Source organism: Methylolobus aquaticus (assembly GCF_054172105.1).
On sequence record NZ_JBSYXP010000005.1, the window covers coordinates 164,728 to 186,123 of the forward strand.

Annotated in this window: 23 protein-coding genes and 1 riboswitch; of the genes, 6 read left to right on the top strand and 17 right to left on the bottom strand. The window is 62.9% G+C overall.

Annotation, left to right across the window (positions count from 1 at the left end; translation table 11 throughout):
- Positions 1-2 precede the first annotated feature (2 nt).
- From ACW73L_RS08365 to ACW73L_RS08405, 9 genes are all read right to left on the bottom strand, one after another.
- Positions 3-1,127 carry an efflux RND transporter periplasmic adaptor subunit gene (locus tag ACW73L_RS08365; RefSeq protein ID WP_498921289.1) on the bottom strand — a complete coding sequence of 375 codons (1,125 nt, stop codon included), beginning with the start codon at positions 1,125-1,127 and terminating at the stop codon, positions 3-5.
- 435 nt (positions 1,128-1,562) lie between these two features.
- A complete protein-coding gene (gene rbp, locus ACW73L_RS08370) occupies positions 1,563-1,841 on the bottom strand; it encodes an RNA-binding regulator (protein ID WP_498921291.1) in 279 nt (92 codons plus the stop codon).
- 174 nt (positions 1,842-2,015) lie between these two features.
- A complete protein-coding gene (locus ACW73L_RS08375) occupies positions 2,016-2,642 on the bottom strand; it encodes a DUF2238 domain-containing protein (RefSeq protein ID WP_498921292.1) in 627 nt (208 codons plus the stop codon).
- A gap of 167 nt (positions 2,643-2,809) precedes the next feature.
- Positions 2,810-4,684 carry a phosphomethylpyrimidine synthase ThiC gene (gene thiC, locus ACW73L_RS08380; RefSeq protein WP_498921294.1) on the bottom strand — a complete coding sequence of 625 codons (1,875 nt, stop codon included), beginning with the start codon at positions 4,682-4,684 and terminating at the stop codon, positions 2,810-2,812.
- 52 nt (positions 4,685-4,736) lie between these two features.
- A riboswitch (TPP riboswitch) is annotated at positions 4,737-4,857 on the bottom strand.
- 78 nt (positions 4,858-4,935) lie between these two features.
- Positions 4,936-5,235, bottom strand: coding sequence for a hypothetical protein (locus ACW73L_RS08385; RefSeq protein ID WP_498921296.1), 300 nt, complete (start codon positions 5,233-5,235; stop codon positions 4,936-4,938).
- A 67-nt stretch (positions 5,236-5,302) separates the two neighbouring features.
- On the bottom strand, positions 5,303-6,016 hold the full coding sequence (locus ACW73L_RS08390; protein WP_498921298.1) for an HAD family hydrolase: 714 nt from the start codon (positions 6,014-6,016) through the stop codon (positions 5,303-5,305).
- Between the two features lie 10 nt (positions 6,017-6,026).
- Positions 6,027-6,305 (bottom strand): hypothetical protein, encoded by a 279-nt coding sequence (locus ACW73L_RS08395; RefSeq protein ID WP_498921299.1) that lies wholly within the window; start codon positions 6,303-6,305, stop codon positions 6,027-6,029.
- Positions 6,306-6,398: 93 nt separating this feature from the next.
- The gene (locus tag ACW73L_RS08400; RefSeq protein ID WP_498921301.1) at positions 6,399-7,358 is read right to left on the bottom strand and encodes a nucleotidyltransferase domain-containing protein; all 960 of its coding nucleotides are present in this window, start codon (positions 7,356-7,358) and stop codon (positions 6,399-6,401) included.
- Positions 7,355-7,855 carry a flavin reductase family protein gene (locus ACW73L_RS08405; protein ID WP_139557260.1) on the bottom strand — a complete coding sequence of 167 codons (501 nt, stop codon included), beginning with the start codon at positions 7,853-7,855 and terminating at the stop codon, positions 7,355-7,357. Before ACW73L_RS08405 ends, ACW73L_RS08400 begins: the two co-directional genes overlap by 4 nt.
- Positions 7,856-7,919: 64 nt before the next feature.
- Here ACW73L_RS08405 and moaC point away from each other — a divergent pair, with 64 nt between their 5' ends.
- Positions 7,920-8,411 (top strand): cyclic pyranopterin monophosphate synthase MoaC, encoded by a 492-nt coding sequence (moaC, locus tag ACW73L_RS08410; protein ID WP_498921303.1) that lies wholly within the window; start codon positions 7,920-7,922, stop codon positions 8,409-8,411.
- A 46-nt stretch (positions 8,412-8,457) separates the two neighbouring features.
- On the opposite strand, the gene ACW73L_RS08415 is transcribed toward moaC, so the two are convergent.
- The 7 genes from ACW73L_RS08415 to dnaA form a co-directional block, all read right to left on the bottom strand.
- Entirely contained in the window at positions 8,458-8,982 is a 525-nt protein-coding gene (locus ACW73L_RS08415) for a dihydrofolate reductase (protein ID WP_139557258.1), read from the bottom strand.
- Between the two features lie 6 nt (positions 8,983-8,988).
- On the bottom strand, positions 8,989-9,783 hold the full coding sequence (thyA, locus tag ACW73L_RS08420) for a thymidylate synthase (protein ID WP_498921305.1): 795 nt from the start codon (positions 9,781-9,783) through the stop codon (positions 8,989-8,991).
- Positions 9,784-9,797: 14 nt separating this feature from the next.
- A complete protein-coding gene (lgt, locus tag ACW73L_RS08425; protein WP_498921306.1) occupies positions 9,798-10,586 on the bottom strand; it encodes a prolipoprotein diacylglyceryl transferase in 789 nt (262 codons plus the stop codon).
- Positions 10,587-10,607: 21 nt separating this feature from the next.
- Entirely contained in the window at positions 10,608-13,022 is a 2,415-nt protein-coding gene (gyrB, locus tag ACW73L_RS08430) for a DNA topoisomerase (ATP-hydrolyzing) subunit B (protein WP_498921308.1), read from the bottom strand.
- Positions 13,023-13,044: 22 nt separating this feature from the next.
- Positions 13,045-14,109 carry a DNA replication/repair protein RecF gene (gene recF, locus ACW73L_RS08435; RefSeq protein ID WP_498921309.1) on the bottom strand — a complete coding sequence of 355 codons (1,065 nt, stop codon included), beginning with the start codon at positions 14,107-14,109 and terminating at the stop codon, positions 13,045-13,047.
- Between the two features lie 76 nt (positions 14,110-14,185).
- Positions 14,186-15,286: a DNA polymerase III subunit beta gene (gene dnaN / locus ACW73L_RS08440; protein ID WP_498921311.1), complete on the bottom strand. Its 1,101-nt coding sequence runs from the start codon at positions 15,284-15,286 to the stop codon at positions 14,186-14,188.
- Positions 15,287-15,345: 59 nt separating this feature from the next.
- Positions 15,346-16,671, bottom strand: coding sequence for a chromosomal replication initiator protein DnaA (gene dnaA, locus ACW73L_RS08445; protein WP_498921312.1), 1,326 nt, complete (start codon positions 16,669-16,671; stop codon positions 15,346-15,348).
- 176 nt (positions 16,672-16,847) lie between these two features.
- On the opposite strand from dnaA, the gene rpmH reads away from it, so the two are divergent.
- The 5 genes from rpmH to mnmE are packed head-to-tail and all read left to right on the top strand — an operon-like array spanning position 16,848 to position 20,592.
- On the top strand, positions 16,848-16,982 hold the full coding sequence (gene rpmH, locus ACW73L_RS08450) for a 50S ribosomal protein L34 (protein WP_129883381.1): 135 nt from the start codon (positions 16,848-16,850) through the stop codon (positions 16,980-16,982).
- Between the two features lie 3 nt (positions 16,983-16,985).
- A complete protein-coding gene (rnpA, locus tag ACW73L_RS08455; protein WP_498921315.1) occupies positions 16,986-17,384 on the top strand; it encodes a ribonuclease P protein component in 399 nt (132 codons plus the stop codon).
- Complete coding sequence (gene yidD, locus ACW73L_RS08460) at positions 17,336-17,572, top strand: membrane protein insertion efficiency factor YidD (RefSeq protein WP_498921316.1); 237 nt, start codon at positions 17,336-17,338, stop codon at positions 17,570-17,572. The genes rnpA and yidD overlap by 49 nt, the downstream gene beginning before the upstream one ends.
- Positions 17,565-19,223 (top strand): membrane protein insertase YidC, encoded by a 1,659-nt coding sequence (gene yidC / locus ACW73L_RS08465; RefSeq protein ID WP_498921318.1) that lies wholly within the window; start codon positions 17,565-17,567, stop codon positions 19,221-19,223. Before yidD ends, yidC begins: the two co-directional genes overlap by 8 nt.
- Positions 19,224-19,242: 19 nt before the next feature.
- On the top strand, positions 19,243-20,592 hold the full coding sequence (gene mnmE, locus ACW73L_RS08470; RefSeq protein ID WP_498921320.1) for a tRNA uridine-5-carboxymethylaminomethyl(34) synthesis GTPase MnmE: 1,350 nt from the start codon (positions 19,243-19,245) through the stop codon (positions 20,590-20,592).
- Between the two features lie 194 nt (positions 20,593-20,786).
- Here mnmE and ACW73L_RS08475 read toward each other — a convergent pair whose 3' ends face one another.
- Positions 20,787-21,134, bottom strand: coding sequence for a DUF3597 domain-containing protein (locus ACW73L_RS08475; protein ID WP_129883376.1), 348 nt, complete (start codon positions 21,132-21,134; stop codon positions 20,787-20,789).
- Between the last annotated feature and the right edge of the window lie 262 nt (positions 21,135-21,396).

Here is a 21,396-nt window from a genome sequence, read left to right on the forward strand (position 1 = left end):
GACTATTCCAGTTGCGAGCGCAGGCGCTCGTTGTTCAGATGAAACGACCCGTTCGTCACGATCTTATCTCCGACTTGCAGACCCGAGATGAGCGGCCGCACGCCCCCTTCCGGGTCGCCCAGCGTGACGGGGCGCAGCGCGAACTGATCCTTGCCGATCGCCACGAACACATGGTCCTTGTCGCCCTCGCGCACGATCGCTTCGAGCGGAATGACCGCCTCCTGCGTGGCCGGCTTGCGGATCATCAGGGTTGCCAGCATGTTCGGCTTGATGATGTCCGCGGGATTCGGCAGATCCATGCGCACGGTCATCGTCCGTGTATCCGGGTCGATCACGTCGCCGATGTAGATCAAGCGCCCAACGAAACGTTTGCCCGGCAGGGCGGCGATTTCGGCCTCGGCGTCATCGCCCTCGCGCGCCCATTGGGCATTGCGCTCCGACACATCGGCCACCAGCCACACATGGGAGAGGTCCGACACGGTGAATAACGCGTCGGACGGTTGCACGACCTGACCGAGCGTGATGTTCCGTTCGATCACCGTGCCGGTGAGGGTCGCCGTGATCGGCGACAGCGACTTGATCGTACCCCGTGCGCCCAGGTCCGTGATCGCGGGCTCGCTCATGCCCATGACCTTCAGTTGGTCGCGCGAGGTATCCAGGTCCACCTCGGCTTCGGACAGTTCATTCTGGCGCTGCTGCAGGTTCGCCACCGCGATGATCCCGTTTTCGTACAACTGCTTCGCGCGGTTGTAGGCCGACTGCCGGAGCTTGAGTTTGGAGATCGCCTTCAGATAGTCGGACTGGGCCGTGCCCAACTCGGCGCTGTTGAGCACGGCCAACAGATCGCCCTTCTTGACGTCATCGCCGAGCGAGCGCCGGATCTCGACGACCCGACCGGAGACCGACGCGCCGATATGGGCCAGCCGACGTCGATCGAGTTCGACCCGCGCCGGGACCCGCAAGGAGTCACGCAACTCGGTCTGGCCAACGACGACGATCTTCAATTTTGCCAGCAGCGCGGCATTTGCCGTAACCGCAGGCGGGGATGTGTCTGCAGCCTCCAGCGGAGCGCTCAGCAGCAGTAACAGTGACAACAGCCAGAACGGCAATGACGTCGGAGTTTTCATACGTGGAAGGGACGGATCAGCGGCGACGCGCGACGGTTCGACGCGAGTGGCTTTCGAGGGCGGCAAGCGGTGGTCAACGCGTCGATCACGGTGCACGATGCGGATGACGACCGGATCGGCATCCACGCTCCGTTTGTTCGCGGCTCAGCAGCGAAGCCGGGCATTAGGGGTAGGTTCGATTCATCAAGCCCGATTGTAACAGGCCGATTCCCATTTGCCGCCGATTCTCGCGAACCGGCGTGGTAGCGAGTGTGTCTCCCCGGACGAGGCAACCGAGATGCCAGGTGAGTACACACATGCCACTAGCCGGTAACCCCTCGTGCATGGGTCAGCGACAGGGCACATGTCCAAGGCGGCACCACCGAATCGGTGGCGCGGATGTTCCGGGGACGAGAAGCGGGCCGTCAGCCGGGAGGCCGACGGCCCGGTGACGGTTCAGAAACGGCGGGTGCGACGCATCGGCTGCGTATCTGTCCGGGGACGGGCTTCATTAACCCGAATGTTGCGGCCCTTCAGATCCGCGCCGTCCAGATTCTTGACGGCCGCCTCGCCGCAAGCCTGATCGGGCATTTCGACGAATCCGAAACCCTTGGAGCGTCCAGTTGCTTTGTCCATGATGATGGTGGCGGAAGACACCTCGCCGAAAGCCTCGAAGGCCTGGCGCAATTCATCATCGGATAATTGATACGACAGATTCCCTACATAGATATTCATAACGGACCCGTGCTCGAAATCGTGCCATTTCGCTCGTCAACATCAGCAGCTCAATCAATGGCACAGGTATCAAGAACTGATGATCGTAGCAGGTCTATCGCTTTCACCGCGTCGCAGGCCATCGAGGGAAGCACCACCGACGTGAATCAAGTTGCGCCTACGATGGAAAAACAATTAACCGCGAATAGCCGCCTTGTCAAATGAATTTTTCGCGGCGGGGTCGTGAGCGAGGGCGGCGAGCGCCGCGTCGTGACGGCGGGACAGGGCACACAGCGCGCCCAATGCCCCCAAAAGGGCCATCGCCATGTCGCTTTGGGCATCCCATGGATCGGCCTGGGACGCGATGAAGGCATCGGCGCGTGCGCCGAGCACGAGGTGGCTTGCCCATTCGCACAATTCATACAAGGCGCTCAACGAGAGCGTCAGGGCAAGAACGGCGACCGGCAGCAACGAGGGGAGGGTTATCGCCCGAAAGCGGATCAGCAGTTCCCGAAACACGATGGCCGGGACCAGCCCCTGAAAGAAATGCGCGAATTTATCGAATTCGTTGCGGTGGCCGGCGCCCCCCGGAATCGATCGCGGCCCCTCGAAGCCGGGGACTGCCGCGAAGCCGTAATGGCCGCCGACGAAAATGACGAGCATCAGCGCCAGACACAGCCAGGCGGCGAGAGGCGTCAGGCGGAAGCGGCGGCCATAGGCGATCAGCGTGACATAAATGACCAGGGCGGGCGCGGCTTCCAGAGACCAGGTCAGCCGGTCGGCCGGCGCCCATCCTGACCACAACGCCGCCGCCCAGATCAAGGCATGCCAGCCTGGACTCATGGGAACCTTGAGGGCCGAATCGGCGACACTCGGATTCGGATCATGGCCGGGTCACGGCGCGGTCGCACGTCGCGGCTACTGGTCACACCGACGGAAGCGGGGCGATCGCAGCCCCCCGTTCGGCCCGGCCACGACTTCGCGGCGCGCTACGTGCGCCGATAAAGTTCCGCGCCCGTTTCGACGAACTCCTGGGATTTCTCCTCCATGCCCTTCTCTAGCGCCTCGGCTTCCGAGAGCTGGTGAGATCGCGCATAGTCGCGCACGTCCTGCGTGATCTTCATCGAGCAGAAGTGCGGCCCGCACATCGAACAGAAGTGCGCGAGCTTGGCACCCTCCTGCGGCAGGGTCTCGTCGTGGAACTCCAGCGCCTTCTCGGGATCGAGGCTCAGGTTGAACTGATCCTGCCAACGGAACTCGAAACGGGCCTTGGACAGCGCGTTGTCGCGGCTCTGGGCGCCCGGGTGCCCTTTGCCGAGATCGGCGGCATGCGCGGCGATCTTGTAGGCAATGATGCCGTCGCGCACGTCCTGTTTGTTGGGCAGGCCGAGATGTTCCTTCGGCGTCACGTAACACAGCATCGCCGTACCGAACCAGCCGATCATCGCGGCGCCGATAGCCGAGGTGATGTGGTCGTAACCGGGAGCGATATCGGTGGTCAGCGGCCCCAGCGTGTAGAACGGCGCTTCGTCGCAGACCGCAAGCTGCTTGTCCATATTCGCCTTGATCATGTGCATGGGCACATGCCCGGGGCCTTCGATCATGACCTGGACATCGTGCTTCCACGCGACCTGCGTCAATTCTCCGAGCGTCTCCAGTTCCGCGAATTGCGCCGCATCGTTCGCGTCCGCGATCGACCCGGGGCGCAGGCCGTCACCGAGCGAGAAGGACACGTCGTAGGCCTTCATGATTTCGCAGATCTCTTCGAAGTGCGTGTACAGGAAGCTCTCCCGATGGTGAGCCAGACACCACTTGGCCATGATCGAACCACCGCGCGACACGATGCCCGTCAGCCGTTTTGCCGTCAGCGGGATATAGGCCAGACGGATGCCGGCATGGATCGTGAAATAATCGACGCCCTGCTCGGCCTGCTCGATCAGCGTGTCCCGGAAGATCTCCCAGGTCAGTTCCTCGGCTTTGCCGTCGACCTTCTCCAGCGCCTGGTAGATCGGCACGGTTCCGATTGGAACCGGCGAGTTGCGGATGATCCATTCTCGGGTCTCGTGGATATGCTTGCCGGTCGACAGGTCCATGACGGTGTCGCCGCCCCAGCGGATCGACCACAGCATTTTCTCGACTTCCTCCTCGATCGAAGAGGACACGGCCGAGTTGCCGAGATTGCAGTTGATCTTCACCAGGAAATTCCGACCGATGATCATCGGCTCGGATTCCGGGTGGTTGATGTTGGCCGGGATGATCGCCCGACCGCGGGCGACTTCCTGCCGGACGAATTCCGGCGTGATCACCGGCGGAATGGCCGCGCCGAAGGACTCACCCGGGTGCTGGAAACGGTAGATGTCGGGGCAGGCCTCGAGCCTCTGGTTTTCCCGGATCGCGATGAACTCCATTTCCGGCGTGATGATGCCGCGTCGTGCATAGTGCATCTGGGTTACGTTGGCACCCGCCTTCGCCCGGCGCGGCGCGCGGAGGTGCTCGAAGCGCAGATGCGCCAGGGCAGGGTCGGATTGCCTGAGTCGGCCATATTCGGAGGTCGGCCCGTCCAGCGCCTCGGTATCCCTGCGTTCCTCGATCCAGGCGGCCCGCAAGGGCCGCAGGCCCTCGCGCAGGTCGATACGTTCGGCCGGGTCGGTGAACGGACCGGACGTGTCGTAAATGAATACTGGCGGATTCGTTTCCGCCCCCATTGCTACCGGAGTGTCCGACTGCGACACGCACCGCATCGGCACGCGAACGTCCGGTCGGCTGCCCGTGACGTAGACCTTCTCGGACTTGTCGAAGGGCTGGATCGAAGCGATCTTTTCCTGGACCGCGTCGTGGAGAAAGTCTTTGGGAATCGCGCTCATCGCTCTCACCTTCGTGGACGTTGTAAAGGCGGAGGAATCGGGGCCCGGCAGTAACGAATCGGGGCGGCTTTCCTACGCCGGTGTTAGCCGGATCAGGTTCGAAGGGTGTGTCTCAGCCCCGCGCCAGCCACATCGAACACGATGAGCGGGAGGGGGCACCCCTAGCCTCTGAGGGCATTAAAACTAATGCATCACGCTGGGTTTTTCAAGTTTGGCGGGCGGGGCAACGGCCTGACGCCCGATGGGGCGCCTCAAAACGTCCGCTGCTGTGGGGGCGTTCCACGTTTCAGCATGACCAGCGCGCGGAAGAACGTCGCACAAACCACACCGACGAACACGGACGAGATGTCCAGGCCCAGGCCCAGCCAGAGGCTATGGTTCCGAAAGGCGTCGCCCAGCAACGGGCGCATGACCAGATACATCCAGAACGCGAACCCACCGTAGTAGACGATCACACCGCTGACGCACCAGGCCAGCGGGGGGAGGGAATGACGTTCGGCGGTCCGGTAGAACCAAACGGCAATAGCGAGAATGGCGAGTGCGCCTAGCATGATTCGACCTCGTTGGGGCTCGGGATTGGGTGTCCGGCGCGCGACCTGGCTTCAGGGAAAGCGCCCGTCATGAGGCGTCGCCGCTTCGCTCGATGCAGTCCGCCAGCGCGCCCAGACTCGGCAGGACCCAGGTTCCGTCCGGAGGCCGGGAGGCGCTGGCCGCCCGCGATGGAATCAGCACCGGAATCAGGCCCGCGCGCTGGCAGGCCTGCAGGCCCACGAGCGAATCTTCGAGCCCCAGGCATTCAGCCGGGTCGGCGCCCAGACGGCGGGCACCTTCCAGAAAGAGATCCGGCGCCGGCTTGCCCAGCGCGACCTCGTCCCGGGTCACAACGATCGGAAACAGGTCCCGGACTCCGGCCTGCTCCAGCACCTCCCGGGCATAGGGTGAGTCACTGTTCGTCGCCAGCGCATAGGGCAGTTCGCGCTGCCTCAACAGGCCGATGAATCGGTCCAGCGCCGGCATCTTGGCGACGCCGTTGGTGCGGATGTGGACGTGCCAGAACTCTTCGGCGAGCACGAAAAAACGCCGTAGATCGAAACCCTCGCCGCAGGCTTCCGCCAGGGCGGCATAGACGTCGTCCGCATGCCGTCCGAACAGACCGTGGCAGAACGCTTCACTCAATTGGCAACCCAGGGCGGCGGCAGCCGCGCGCCAGGCGTCACAGTACGTGGCCTCGGTGTCCAGCGCCAGCCCATCCATATCCATCACCACGGCACGGAAGGCGGGGAGTATGGGCCCTTCCGCCAGTCCCACGGTCGGGTTAGGGGAAACAATCATGAGGGCTGGCTCAGCGGGCCTGCTTCAACATCACCTTCTTGTGGAACAGCGCGACCACGGCCGCTGCAATCACCGCACCTGAAAGCTCGATCATGACGCCGGAAACCATGCCGTGCGCCTTGAACGCAGCCCCCATCAGCGGCTTCAACACGGCGAAGGTCCACGCGAAGCGCACCGCATAAAAGATGACCAGCGCGCCGATGACCCATTGCAGCGGATTGAGCTTGACCCTGATCGCCGTCTGGTAGAACCAGTAGCACAGCAGCGCCGCAATCAGACCTCCGAACATCGCACACCTCCTCACTCGACTTCTATCGTTTTCGTGGCCCGGACTCTAGCAAACTCACACGAGCATCGCCATGCGCAAGCGTGGCCCAGCCGGTCAGGCGGGACCGTGCGCCGCAACGTGCCGCTCGACGCGCAGGTATTCCCCCGGCGACTCCCGGCTCGACCCGATGACCAGGCGGAGACGGCCCGACGCATCTTCCTCGAGTTGCCCGGTCGCCTCGACAACTTCCCCCCTGGCAGCCTGGCCCACATAGGTGTGCGTGAAGACGAGAATCTCACCGACCTCAGGATCATCGACCCGGTAGCGCGCCGGGTAGTCGTAGGCCGCCGTGTCGTCGACGACGACACAGTGGAGCCTTCGGGCGCCCAATTTCCGAACGGCCGCACTGACAGCGGCTCCGACTGCCAGCGTGACGTCGAACTTCGTACCTTCGAAGAGGGCCTTGTTCGCCTTGCGGCGCTCATGCCGGACGTAGTCGTCGAGACCGAGGTCACATCCGCGACGTTCCCAGACGTCGCGCCATGCAACGGCGTCCAGCGCAGCGAGATCGCCGATGGCGACACCCGCCACGATGAGCCGACGCAAGTCGGCAAAGGCGGCACGCGAATAGCTGACCAGATCCAGATCGGAATTCGCGGTCTGGGCGCCGATCAGCAGCGACCCCGTCACACCGAGTTGATCGGCCGGGACGCCTCGGGCAACGAAGTATCCCACGAGACGGCATAACCGAGCCTCGATTGGCTCCGCACCACCCGAGGTCAGCAGGGCACCACAGCGCGCAGCGGCGCTGTGGTGCCGGCTGATGTGGTCCGTCGGCACGCCATGTACCCAGGCATCAAAGCGGGGGGAATGGTGCAGGTACTGCGGTGCGGTTGTCCTCAGCAACTCCATGGCTCCCCCGGTTTCCAGCTTGACCGGCCGGGACGTCCTGCCCTCCCGCCGGTAGCGTAGCCAGCAGAGCACCTTACCGTCCTCCGGCTCCGGATCGACAACGGCGAAAATCAGGCCCTCGGGGACTTCGACGAAGTCGCGGGGCCGGATCCGTGAGCTCACGCGTCGAAGTCGTCCGGAAAGAACATCGCAGCGCCGTCCGCATCTCCCGTATCCCGGTAGATCAGCACCGGCTTGTCCTTGTCGAGCAAGGCCCCATCGATCACACGCCCGACGATGACGCGGTGATCCCCCGCCGTGCACTCGCTCTCGAACACGCATTCGAATTGCGCGATTCCGGCGTCGATCATCGGCACGCCATGCGGACTCGGATGCCAGGCCTGCCCTTCGAGTTTGTCGATCCCCGCGGACTGGCCGTAATGGAGGGCCAGATCAAACTGATCGCGGGCCAGCACGGCGACCGAGAACCGCCCGCCCTCTTTGAGGAGGCCGTAGGAGGAATGGCCGGGGTTGATGCTGACGGCCAGCATCAACGGTTTGAAGGAGACCTGCATCACCCAGGCTGCCGTGAAGGCATTTCTTCGCTCACCCGCGGCGACACCGATGACGTAGACACCATGGCTGACTCGCCGGAACATTTCGGCAATTTCGACGCTCATTGCTTCACTCTCTGCTTAAAATGACTCGGTACACGGTTTTGACCCCCAGCGAGCGAGTTCGATCATGGCTGACAAGCCACCCGTCCTGACTCATTTCAACGAAGCCGGCGCCGCACACATGGTCGACGTCGGGGCCAAGAACGCCACCGAGCGCGTCGCCATCGCGGAAGGCTACATCGGAATGGCGCCGGAAACCATGCGTTTGATCGTCGACGGCGGTCACCGAAAGGGCGATGTTCTCGGGATCGCCCGCATCGCCGGGATCATGGCCAGCAAGCGGACGGCCGATCTGATCCCGCTATGCCATCCGCTGGCGCTGACGCATGTCGGCATCGACTTCGATACCGACGGCGTCGCTTCCCGAGTGCACTGCCGGGCGACCGTCAAGACCGTGGGTCCGACGGGCGTGGAGATCGAGGCGCTGACAGCCGTCCAGATCGCGCTGCTGACGATCTACGACATGTGCAAGGCAGTCGACCGCGGGATGGTCATCGAGAACGTGCAGCTCGTCGAGAAGTCGGGCGGGCGATCAGGGCGCTGGTCACGGGCCGATTGACCGCTGACCCGCGTCTCGCTTGGTGCCGTCCGCCGTGCGATGGAGATCAGGCCACAACACAGGAAGCGATTCGCTCGAGGACATCGAAGGTATAGGGGCTGTCGAAGCGAGGATCGTCCGCGACATGCTCGCGCGACACGAGCGACCATTCGGCCGGTTCGAAGGAAGGAAAGAATACATCGCCCGGATAGTCGCGATGGATCGTCGTGAGGTATATCCGGCTGGCACGAGGCAACAGGGCGGCGTAGAGCGACGAGCCGCCGATGACCATCAGGTCGGCAGCGGCAGCAGCCTGCCTGAGGCCCTCATCGATGTCACGAACGACGATACAGCCCTCGGCGGCGCGGTAGGAAGGGTCAGAGGACAACACCAGATTTTGGCGGCCCGGCAGCGCTCGCCCGATCGAGTCATGCGTCTTGCGACCCATCAGGATGGGTTTGCCCCAGGTCAGGGTCTTGAAACGCTGCAGGTCTGCCGGCAGATGCCAGGGAAGACGATTGTCGCAGCCGATCACGCGATTCTGCGCCATCGCAACGATCAGCGATATCCGGGGCTTCAAAAGGGCGCACATGGTCGTTCAGACGGCGATCGGCGCCTTGATGTGTGGATGGGCCTGGTAACCCTCGACCGCAATGTCCTCGAACCTGTAATCAAACAGACTGGGCGGGCGGCGCAGGAGCAGCAGGCGGGGCAGAGGCAAAGGTTCGCGCCGTAGCTGTTCCCGGGCCTGATCCAGGTGATTGCAATACAGATGCACGTCGCCGCCGCTCCAGATGAGCTCGCCGACCGCGAGATCACACTGGTGCGCAATCAGGTGCGTCAACAAGGCATAGGACGCGATGTTGAAAGGGAGCCCCAGAAACGCATCGATGGAGCGCATGTTGAAGAGGCAGGACAAGCGCCCACCCGCAACATAGAACTGAAAAGCATAGTGGCAAGGGGGCAGCGCCATCCGGTCGATCTCCGCCGGATTCCAGGCCAGCACCAGATGCCGCCTCGAATCCGGGTTCCGTCGGATCGCATCGACGACCAGCGCCAGCTGATCGCGGGTCGAGCCGTCCGGCATCGGCCAAGCCCGCCACTGCTTGCCGTAGACCGGCCCCAGTTCGCCCTCGGCGTCCGCCCACTCGTTCCAGATACTGACACCGTTGGCCTGCAGGTAGCGCACGTTGGTATCACCCGCTACGAACCACAGCAGTTCATGGATGATCGAGGGGAGATGCAGCTTCTTGGTCGTGACCAACGGAAAGCCCGCACCGAGATCGAAGCGCAGTTGGCGGCCGAACACGCTGAGGGTGCCGACACCAGTCCGGTCGGCCTTGGTATCGCCGTGATCGAGGATATCCTGAAGCAGGTCGAGGTAAGCGCGCACGGCAAACCCGCCTGTCAGGCGGCGGCTTTCGGGCGGTAGGCCCAGATGAACAGACCCAGGCCACCGAGGATCATCGGCAAACTCAAGAGTTGCCCCATCGTTACCCAGTTCAATGCGACGTAGCCGAGCTGAACGTCTGGCTCGCGGACGAACTCGGCGATGAAGCGGAACAGCCCATAACCCATCAGGAAGACGCTGCCGACCGCGCCAACCGGCCGTGGCTTCCGGCTGAAAATCTGCAGGATCACGAACAGCGCAAGCCCTTCGAGCGCGGCCTCGTAGAGCTGCGAGGGATGGCGGGGAAGCGGGCCGCCCGTCGGGAAGACCATGCCCCAGGGCACATCGGTTACTCGTCCCCATAGCTCGCCATTGATGAAATTGCCGATCCTGCCGGCGCCTAGGCCAATCGGCACGAAGGGGGCAACGAAATCACCGAGTTCGAGAAACGACATCCCGTGCCGCCGGCCATAGATCCACATGGCGGCGAGGGTGCCGATCAGCCCTCCATGAAACGCCATGCCGCCCTCCCAGACACGAACGATCATCAGGGGATCGGCCAGGAATCCAGGCAGGTTATAGAACAGCATGTAGCCGATGCGGCCGCCAAGCACCATACCCAGGGCCGTAAAAAAGATGAAATCCTCGACCTGGGCCGGCGTCCAGGGGAATCCGGGCTGCTGTGCGCGGCGGCGAGCCAGCCACCAGGCGGCACTGATGCCGATGACGTACATCAGTCCATACCAGTGGACCTTCACCGGTCCCAGGCTGATCGCAACCGGATCGATATGCGGATAGGCAATCATCAGCGTGCAGTGTCCGGTGGGTCAGATATCGAGGTTGGATACGTCCAGCGCATTGCGCTCGATGAAGTCGCGGCGCGGCTCGACCTGATCGCCCATCAGCATCGTGAATACCTCGTCAGCCGCAATTGCGTCCTCGATCTTGACCTGCAGCAAACGGCGGGTGTTGCTGTCGAGCGTAGTCTCCCAGAGCTGTTCGGGATTCATTTCGCCGAGACCCTTGTAGCGCTGGATGTGCTGTCCTTTCTTCGCATCGGCCATCATGCGATCAAACACCGCGGCGAAGCCAGCCACCGGGATGCGCTGTTCGTCTATCGCCAGCGTGGTCTCCGGGCCGAACAGGTCGCCGGCGATCTGGCCAAAGCTCGTCAGGTGCCCATAGTCGACGGAATTGAAAAAGCCGGCACCCAACTCGAAATGCTTTTCGACGCCGTGCAGGCGCTTCGCTACGCGGATCGTGAAGCTGCCGGGCGCCTCGCCGCGAATGAGGGCGAGTTGAAACTGCGTGCGGGCATCCCCGCCGTCGAGCCTGGTTTGCAATTCATCGGCCCAGTCCTGCAGGGCCGACAGATCCTCGGCCACGGCCGGCGAAAGCGGGCGGTGGTCGATCAGCGTCACCAGCAAATGCTCGTCATAGCGATGAGAGAGACGGGCCACGACCGTTTGCACGTGGAGGTAGTCCCGCGCGAGCTTTTCCAGACCGGCGCCCTGTATCGGCGGGGCGCCCTCATGCGGGTATAGCCGGGCCTTCTCGATGGCGAGCTGCAACAGGTAGTCATTCAGTTCGGCATCGTCCTTGACGTAGTGCTCCTGCTTGCCCTTCTTGACCTTGTACAGCGGGGGTTGGGCTATGTAGACGTGGCCGCGCTCGATCAGCTGAGCCATCTGTCGATAGAAAAAGGTCAGCAGCAAGGTGCGGATGTGCGAGCCGTCGATGTCCGCGTCGGTCATGATGATGATGCGGTGGTAACGCAGCTTGTCGGGGTCGAACTCTTCACGGCCGATCCCGCAACCCAGGGCCGTGATCAGCGTCCCGACCTCCTCCGACGACAACAGCCGGTCGAACCGGGCGCGCTCGACATTCAGGATTTTTCCCTTCAACGGAAGGATGGCCTGACTGCGGCGATCCCGGCCCTGCTTGGCGGAACCACCGGCCGAGTCACCCTCGACGATGAACAATTCGGACAACGCGGGATCGCGCTCCTGACAGTCGGCGAGCTTTCCCGGCAACCCGGCGATGTCGAGGGAGGTTTTGCGCCGGGTCATTTCCCGCGCCTTGCGAGCGGCTTCGCGCGCGCGCGCCGCCTCGATCACCTTGTTCGCGATCAGTTTCGCAATGGCCGGGTTCTCCAGCAGGAACTCGGAGAGCTTTTCTCCGAGAGAGGACTCCACGACCGGCTTGACCTCGGACGACACGAGTTTGTCCTTGGTCTGCGACGAGAACTTCGGGTCAGGCACCTTGACCGACAGCACCGCCGTCAGGCCTTCGCGGGCATCGTCGCCCGACGTCGCCACCTTGTGCTTCTTCACCAGACCCTGCTCTTCGATGTACTGGTTCAGCGTCCGCGTCAGCGCGCCACGAAAACCGGCCAGATGCGTGCCGCCGTCGCGTTGCGGAATATTGTTCGTGAAACAGAAGATGTTCTCCTGATACGAATCGTTCCACTGCAAGGCAACTTCGACACCGATGTCATCGCGAGAGGTCTGGAAGTGGAACACCTTCTCGAAGAGCGGCGTCTTGTTCTTGTTCAGATGTTCGACGAAAGCGCGGATGCCGCCCTCGAACTCGAACACATCCTGTTTCCCGGTCCGCTCATCCTCCAGTTCGATGCGAACACCGGAATTAAGAAACGACAGTTCGCGCAGGCGCTTCGCGAGGATTTCGTAGTGAAACTCGATGTTCGTGAAGATGGCCGGACTGGGCCAGAAGGTCACCGTGGTGCCGGTCTGCTGCGTGGGACCTATCGGGGCCAGGGGCGCAACCGGCTCGCCGCTGCGGTATTCCTGCCGGTAACGTTGCCCATCCCGGCAGATCTCGAGCAACAGTCGCTCCGACAGCGCGTTGACGACCGAAACACCGACACCGTGCAATCCGCCCGATACCTTGTAGGCGTTGTCGTCGAATTTGCCTCCCGCGTGCAACACCGTCATTATCACCTCCGCCGCCGACCGCCCCTCCTCGGGGTGAATGTCGACCGGGATGCCACGACCGTCATCGCTAACGGTGACCGAGGTGTCCGGGTGTATCGTCGCATGGATGCGCGTGCAGTAACCGGCCAGCGCTTCGTCGATGGCGTTGTCGACCACCTCGAATACCATGTGGTGCAGACCGGAACCGTCATCGGTGTCGCCGATGTACATTCCTGGCCGCTTCCGGACGGCGTCCAGGCCTCGGAGGACTTTAATGTTTGAACTGTCGTATAGGGGAGCTTGGGTCATGGTTTCTCGAATACCCTGTCACTTAGCGCGGGACGACGCGCCCATGTTCCACGTGGAACATGCCGACGTCCTCGGCGCGGGCGGCATCCAGTTCCTGCCGGTCAACTGCCGTAATGAAGCACTGCGCCCGAAGCGACGCGAGGTAATCCCACAAACGACCCCGATTGATCGGGTCTAGCTCCGACGGCAGATCATCAATCATCACGCAGGCGGGATCTGCTGCGTTCTCCGCCAGAAATCCGGCCTGTGCCAACAGAAGCGCGTAGGCCAACATCTTCGTCTGGCCACGCGATAAAAACCGCCGCGCGGCCCGGCCGTTCACCGCCAGCACGAAGTCGGCCCTGTGCGCACCCGACTGGGTGTAGCCAAACTGCCGATCCTTCTCTCGCTCCTCTCTCAGCACATCGAGCAACGCCCGCCCGTCGGTCCAACCGGTTATAGCCCTAAGACCTACCTCGACTCCGGGAAGGAAGTGGGAAACCGCCGCCTTGATGTTGGGCTGCAGGCGCAGCAGATACCGCGCCCTTGCTTCGGCGAGTATTGTACCGTAACGGGCCAAAGCCTGATCCCACGGCTCAAGATCCGCACCGGATCGCAGGGCGGCGTTGCGCTGACCAAGCGCTTTGGCGTGTCGACGCCAGACATCGAGGTACGCATGTTCCACGTGGAACACGCCCCAATCGAGAAATTGCCGCCGCACGCGCGGCGCCCCGTCGACGAGCTCCACGCTGGACGGCTGGATCACCAGCAACGGCAATATCACGAGCAGTTCCGCGCTGGAAGCAACCCGCTGCCCGCGGATGCGGATCTCCCGCTCGGCCCGAGCCACACGAATCCCGACCGGAAAGACCGCCCCGCCCTCGTCACTCAAGCGGGCCGACACCGTGGCTTGAGCCTGATCGAAACGAATGAGTTCCGACACCCGCGTCGTCTTGAACGACCGGCCGCGCCCCACCAGATGAATGGCCTCCAAAACGCTCGTCTTTCCGCTGCCGTTCGCGCCTACCAGGCAGTTGAGATGAGCCGCGGGCACCAGCTCCGCCTGTTCGATATTCCGCAGCTGGGAGATCTCGAGCCTTCTCAGCACGGCAGGGCAATCGCCGTCATTGCTGTCGTGGTGCGGGCGACCGAACGTTTCGATATCCGGCCGCCCGCAGCGAGACTCAGAGTCTCATCGGACTTACCAGATACCGCACCCGCGGGTCGCTGACTTCCTCGATAATGCAACCGGAGTTGCTCTCCGCAAACGACAGCGTCGCCTTCTCGGACTCGAGACTGCCCACGGCATCGAGCAGATAGGATGCGTTGAAGCCCACGCTGAACGATGCCCCATCGAAGTCCACCGCGATTTCCTCTTCGGCCTCTTCGCGATCCGGGTTCTGCGCTTTCAGCCGCAGCGTACCCGATTCCACGAACAAGCCCACACCGCGGTATTTCTCATTCGACAGGATGGCAACTCGCGTCAACGCCGCCTTCAACTCATTCCGGTCGGCAACGACGTGGCGCTCCGTCGTCGAGGGCAAGACTCGCCGATACTCGGCATAGCGTCCCTCGACGAGCTTCGACGAAAAGGTCAGATCGTCCATCCTCGCCCGAATGCTGTTCGAGGACAGCTCCACGTTGACCATGCCTTCGTCGTCCTTCAGCAGCCGCGCCAACTCAAGCGCCCCCTTTCGCGGGAGGATCGCCTGTGCCGACCCGGCCCCCAATCCCGGCACGTCCGTCTCGAACAGGGCCAACCGGTGACCATCCGAGGCGACGGTGCGCAACGTCGGGCCCTCGATCTCCAGCAACAAACCGTTCAGGTAATACCGAACATCCTGCTGAGCCATCGCGAACAGCGTTTTGTCCATCGCCCGCCGAAGCACCGCCACCGGCACGGAAAACACGCGATCCTGCGCCCCCGTATCGAATTCCGGGTAGTTCGAAGCGGGCATCGTACTGAGGGTAAAGCGGCTTCGCCCGCTTTGCAGATGGAAGCGCTCCTGCCGGATCTCCGCCAGTAGCGGTGCCCGATCCGGAAGCAGGCGCACGATGTCGACCAACTTCCGCGCCGGCACCGTCGTGCTGCCATCCGCTCGACCCTCCACATCCAGGCGCGTCACCAACTGCACCTCGAGATCCGTGCCGGTCAACTCCAGGCGCCCGTCGTTCAGGCGCAGCAGCACATTGCCGAGTATCGGCAAGGTTTGCCGACGCTCGATGACACCCACGATCTGCTGCAACGGCGCGAGCAGCGTCTCGCGCGAGGTTGAAAATTTCATCCGTTGTTCTGCCTTTCAAAGTTGCAGGGACACCAGCGCAACGCCACCGGCGCGCGTCTTCAGTTCGAAAGAATGCGCATCAGGTTTGAAAAGTCTTCCAGGAATTTGCTGTCGCCCTCCTTGAGCTCCCTCACGCGCCGACACGCGTGCAGCACCGTCGTATGGTCGCGGCCGCCGAAAAACTGACCGATTTCCGGCAAGCTGTGATTCGTCAGTTCCTTCGATAGCGCCATTGCCAACTGCCGCGGTCGAGCGACCGAGCGGTTACGCTTGGTCGACAACAGGTCAGCCACCCGAATCTTGTAGTACTCGGCCACCGTCTTCTGGATATTCTCGACATTGATCAGCCGATCCTGCAGCGCGATCAGGTCCCGCAAGGCTTCTTTCGAAAAGTCCAGCGTGATTTCGCGCCCTGTAAATTCGGCGTTCGCGATGACCCGCCGCAGCGCTCCCTCCAACTCGCGGATATTCGAGCGGATGCGCTTCCCGACAAAGAAGGCCACCTCGGGCGGCAGATCGACCCCCGCCTGTTGTGCCTTGCTCATCAGAATGGCGACCCGCGTCTCCAGATCGGGCGGCTCGACCGCTACCGGCAGGCCCCACCCGAAGCGCGACTTCAGCCGCTCTTCCAGCCCCTTGATTTCTTTCGGGTATCGATCGCAGGTCAGCACGACCTGATGTTTGTTCTCGAGCAAGGTATTGAAGGTATGAAAAAATTCTTCCTGCGACCGTTCCTTGCCTGCGAAGAACTGTATGTCGTCGATCAACAGCGCATCAACCGTGCGGTAGTATTCCTTGAAGGCGTTGATCGAGTTATGCTGCAACGCGTTGACCATATCCGAAACGAAGCGTTCCGAATGCAGGTAGACGATATTCGCTGACGGGTTGCCCATCAGAATCTCGTTCCCGATGGCGTGCATCAGGTGCGTCTTGCCAAGACCCACGCCACCATAGATGAACAGTGGATTGAAGGCGCGACCGACATTCTGCGACACCTGCACCGAGGCGGCCTTCGCCAGCTGATTCGATTTTCCCTCGACGAAACTCTCGAACGTGAACGTCGCATTGAGACTGCTCGCGCCCATGCGCCGGGATGGCACCGCCTTGCGCGACGGCGGCGACGGCTCGGCAGTCACCGGCACCTTCCGGCTGCCGATCTCTAGCACCACGCTCACCGGCGGCTGTTTGCCCAGACCCGCGACGACCTCTTCGATCTTCCCGATGAAATGCTGCTTCACCCAGTCGAGCACGAAACGGTTCGGTGCCAGCAGACGCAGCTCCGACGCACCCTCGATAGCCTGCAGCGGACGAATCCACGTGTTGAATTGTTGCGGCGGCAGTTCCCCCTCGAGCTTGTTGATACAGTGACTCCAAAGGCTGCTCATCGCGCGCTTGATCGATCCGGGCTGGTGCAAGGGGCAGGTTGCCCGGCAGGGCCACCCGTAAGGACTGGGTCAATTAATATACCCCAATCCCTCGCACCCTACAGCCTTGACACCACGCGACTCGCACACGTAAGCTACGCGATCTTTTTGCGTCATCCTCTGTCAAGGTTCCCGGTATGAAACGCACCTATCAACCCAGCAAAATCAAACGTGTTCGCACGCATGGCTTTCGTGCCCGCATGAAGACTCCCGGCGGCCGGGCAGTCATCAACGCACGCCGCGCAAAGGGCCGCAAACGCCTGACCGTGTGACCTTTGTCGGCCCGCCCCCGGGACTTCCCGAAGTCGAAGCGCCTGCTGACGAAGCGCGACTATCGCTTCGTGTTCGCCGAGCCCCTGCGCGTTTCCGACGCGCACCTGACCGTACTGGCTCGGCCCAACGGCACAGGAACCGCGCGTCTCGGTCTGGCAATCTCCAAGAAGAGCCTCCGGCGGGCCGTCGACAGGAACCGAGTCAAACGCATCCTACGCGAAGCCTTCCGCGAGCATCACGCCCTTTTGCCGGGTCTGGACGTGATCGTCATGGCCCGCAACGTCTGCGCTGAAGCTTCCTCCGCCACGCTGCGCACCTCGTTCAAACGCCACTGGAACCAGCTGTTGCAGCGATGCGCGCCGTCCTCCTGTCCGTCATCCGAACCTACCGCTTCCTGCTGAGCCCGTGGGTGGGCAATCACTGCCGTTTCCACCCGACCTGTTCCAGCTACGCGATCACAGCCATCGAGCGCTTCGGTGCCCTACGTGGCGCCTATCTCGCCATCCGAAGGCTGTTAAAATGCCACCCTTTGCATCGGGGCGGCTACGACCCCGTCCCGGAAACCTTCGGAAAGAACAAGAATGGCTAACATCAGGTTCGTACTGTTCATCATCCTGGCATTCATGTGCTATTCGCTCTGGCAGCAATGGCAGCTGGACTACGGACCCAAGCCCCCGCAACCCGTGGCGTCCGATACGCCTGGTGCGGCAGGGACTGCCGGCGCACCAGCTGACACCCCGGCCGCAGCGCAGACCCTCGACCAGATCGCCGGCGGTGACCGTGCCAAGTCGGAAAGTCTCAGTCCCTCCGCGAATCGCGTCCTGGTCACGACCGACACCTTGCGCGCCGCGATCGACCCCGCCGGCGGCGACCTGCGCCTGCTCGAACTGCTGCAGTACCCGATCAGCAAGAATGAACCCGATCGGCCCTTCCGTCTGTTGACCGACGAAAGCGACGTGTTCATCGCCCAGGCCGGACTGCTCGGCGATCCCCAGGATGCGCCCACCCATCACAGCGTCTGGACCCCGGCCTCTACCGCCTACACGCTGGAGCCCGGCCAGGACAGCTTGCGCGTTCCCCTGACCTGGACCAACGGCCGCGGGCTGACGGTCACGAAAACGTACACCTTCCAGCGCGGCAGCTACTCCGTGCAGCTCGAACACCGTGTCGACAACCGCTCCGCACAGGGCTGGACCGGAAAGCAATACGTGCAGCTGCAGCGCACCGATACCAGCGACAAGGACAAGTCGCAGTTCGTCCGTTCCTATCTCGGTGGCGTGCTCTACACACCCGAGGCCCGGTACGAGAAGATCAGCTTCAGTGACATGACGGACAAGAACCTCAGCCGCAGCGCCAAGGGCGGCTGGGTCGCGATGATCCAACACTACTTCCTGGCCGCCTGGATCCCCTCCGCCGAACAGGACAACAGCTTCTACACCAAGGACCTCGGCAACAAGCGCTTCCTGATCGGCGCGACCGGCCCCGATGCCACCGTGGCGCCCGGCCAGACCCAAGCGCTGGCAGCCACCCTGTACGCCGGCCCGAAGCTGCAGCGCGTGCTCGAAGCCACCGCGCCCGGCCTGGAGTTGACCGTCGACTTCGGTGCGCTGACCGTGATCGCCAAGCCAATTTTCTGGCTGCTCGAATGGTTCCATAAACTCTTCAACAACTGGGGCTTCGCGATCATCTCGGTAACGCTGGTCATTAAGGCGCTGTTCTTCAAGCTATCCGAAGCCAGCTATCGCTCGATGGCGAACATGCGCAAGCTGCAGCCCAAGCTCCAGGAGCTGAAGGAGCGCTGTGGCGACGATCGCCAGCGCTTCAATCAGGCGATGATGGAGATGTACCGGAAGGAGCGCGTCAACCCGCTCGGCGGCTGTCTGCCGATCCTGGTGCAGATCCCTGTGTTCATCGCCCTGTACTGGGTGCTGGCCGAGAGCGTCGAGTTGCGCCAGGCACCGTTCCTGGGCTGGCTGAACGATCTGTCGGCGCGCGACCCGTACTACGTGCTGCCGCTGATCATGGTCATCTCGATGGTCATCCAGCAGAAGCTGAACCCCGCACCGGCCGATCCGGTGCAGGCGAAGGTCATGCAGTTCTTCCCGTATCTCTTCGGCGGTTTCTTCGCCTTCTTCCCGTCCGGGCTGGTGCTCTACTGGGTCGTCAACAACATCCTGTCGATCGCGCAGCAGTGGTACATCACCAAGCAGATCGAGAAGCCCGCGAAGTCCCCGGCCTGAAGTCCGCGGGCCGCCGCGCATGATCGCGCCGGCCTGCCACGACACCATCGCCGCGATTGCGACGCCACCCGGCCGGGGCGGCGTCAGCATCGTCCGCGTGTCCGGGCCCGGCGTCAGTCGGGTTGTCGAAGCCATCCTCGCGCAGACCCTGGATCCCCGGCGCGCCCGGCTTTGCCGCTTCCGCGACCACGACGGCTCCGTGATCGACGAGGGCCTGGCACTTTATTTTCCCGGCCCTCACTCCTTTTCCGGCGAAGACATGCTGGAACTGCACGGCCATGGTGGTCCGGTCGTCAGCGACCTGCTGTTGCAACGCGTCCTCTCCGCCGGCGCGCGCCTCGCCCAACCCGGCGAATTCACCGAACGCGCCTTCCTGAACGGGAAGATCGATCTTGCTCAGGCCGAAGCCGTGGCCGACCTGATCGACGCCGCGACCGAACAAGCCGCCCGCTCCGCGCAACGCTCACTGCAGGGCGACTTCTCCAAGCGCATCGCCGCACTCTGCGACGAACTCGTCTGGCTGCGCACCTATGTCGAGGCGGCCATCGATTTCAGCGACGAAGAAATCGACTTTCTGAACTCCGGTCAGGTGTCTACCCGACTTGGCGAGTTGTCGTGCCGTCTGGACACCCTCGTCGCGACGGCCCGGCAGGGCGAATTGCTCCGCGATGGCCTCACCGTCGTCATCGCCGGTCGCCCAAACGTCGGAAAATCCAGCCTGTTGAACCGTCTGGCCGGTCGCGACACCGCGATTGTCACCGACATCGCCGGTACCACACGCGATCTGCTGCGGGAGCACATACAAATCGACGGACTGCCACTGCATGTGATCGATACGGCGGGAATCCATGATGCCGCGGACCGCGTCGAACAGGAGGGAATACGGCGTGCCCGGGCCGCGATCGCAGAGGCCGGCCGCGTACTGCTGGTCCTCGACGATCGCTTTCCCGAACAGGGAGAAGAACTGCTGCAGGAACTACCGGGCAGCGTGCCGATCACACGAGTGCACAACAAGACGGACCTGACCAACGCCGCACCCCGAATCGAACTCACGCCCTCGGGCACGCATGTCTACCTGTCGGCCGAAACCGGTGCCGGCGTGTCCGAACTGCGTCAGCACCTCAAGGAGTGCGCCGGGTATCGCAGCGAGGAGGGCGGGATCTTCATGGCGCGCCGCCGGCACCTGGACGCGCTCCGCCGCACCCGCCAGACTCTCGATCAGGCGATGATCAATTGCGAAGCCTCAAACCCGGAATTGTTCGCCGACGACCTTCGCGCGGCGCACGAAGCCCTCGGGGAAATCACCGGCCGCTTCACGACCGAAGACCTGCTGGGCAGCATCTTCAGCAGCTTTTGTATCGGAAAGTGAGCCGGGGCCGCGAACACGCCGCCCACGTACCGAACGGGTTGGCACCCGCCAAGGCACGGCCGTCGGATCAAACCTTGGAGCCGCGCCAATGCGGATCGCCGTCATTGATCCCGCGCAACCCGACCACCAACACCGAAACGCGGATGTAGGGTATCCGGCCGCCCAGGGCGACCGGATGCAGGCAAGCGAACCCGCTACAGGAGTTCCGGGGGCACGTTGCCGCCGTTGTCGGCAAGCTTCTGAAGTACGGTTTTGTGCAGCCACACGTTCATTTTGGCAGAGTCGCCCATCAGATCGGCCGGGCAACCCAGCTCGGTGGCGAGCTCCTTGCGAGCGGCCAGGCTGCTGTCCAAACCCAGCAGCTTCATCAGGTCGACGATGGAGGTCTTCCAATTGAGCTTTTCCGCGCTCGCGGCAGCGCGACTGTCGAGTTGCGCGGTCACGTCGACGAGAGCGGCGCCGGCAGCCCCTGCGGCTGGCGCCGGCGCGGCCTGGGCACTTCCGAAACCGAGCTTTTCAAGAATGGTACTGAACAGGCTCATCTGACTGACTCCTTGTGCGTTGAAGGGCCACCAGTGTACCGAAAGTTTGCCGACACCGGGGAACCCCTGACGCCGGGAGGGACAACGGCCGTGGCGCCGGTATAGCCGCGACTCGGGCCGGCAGAGGCTTTATCCCTGGCCGCCACGGCCTTCCCAGCCAAATTGACGCCGATCATTTCCGTCGATAGACCCAGGCCCGAAGAATGCCCGCGACAAATGTCCGATATCCGCTTTTTGAATTAGACTACAGCCGCTTGACGGC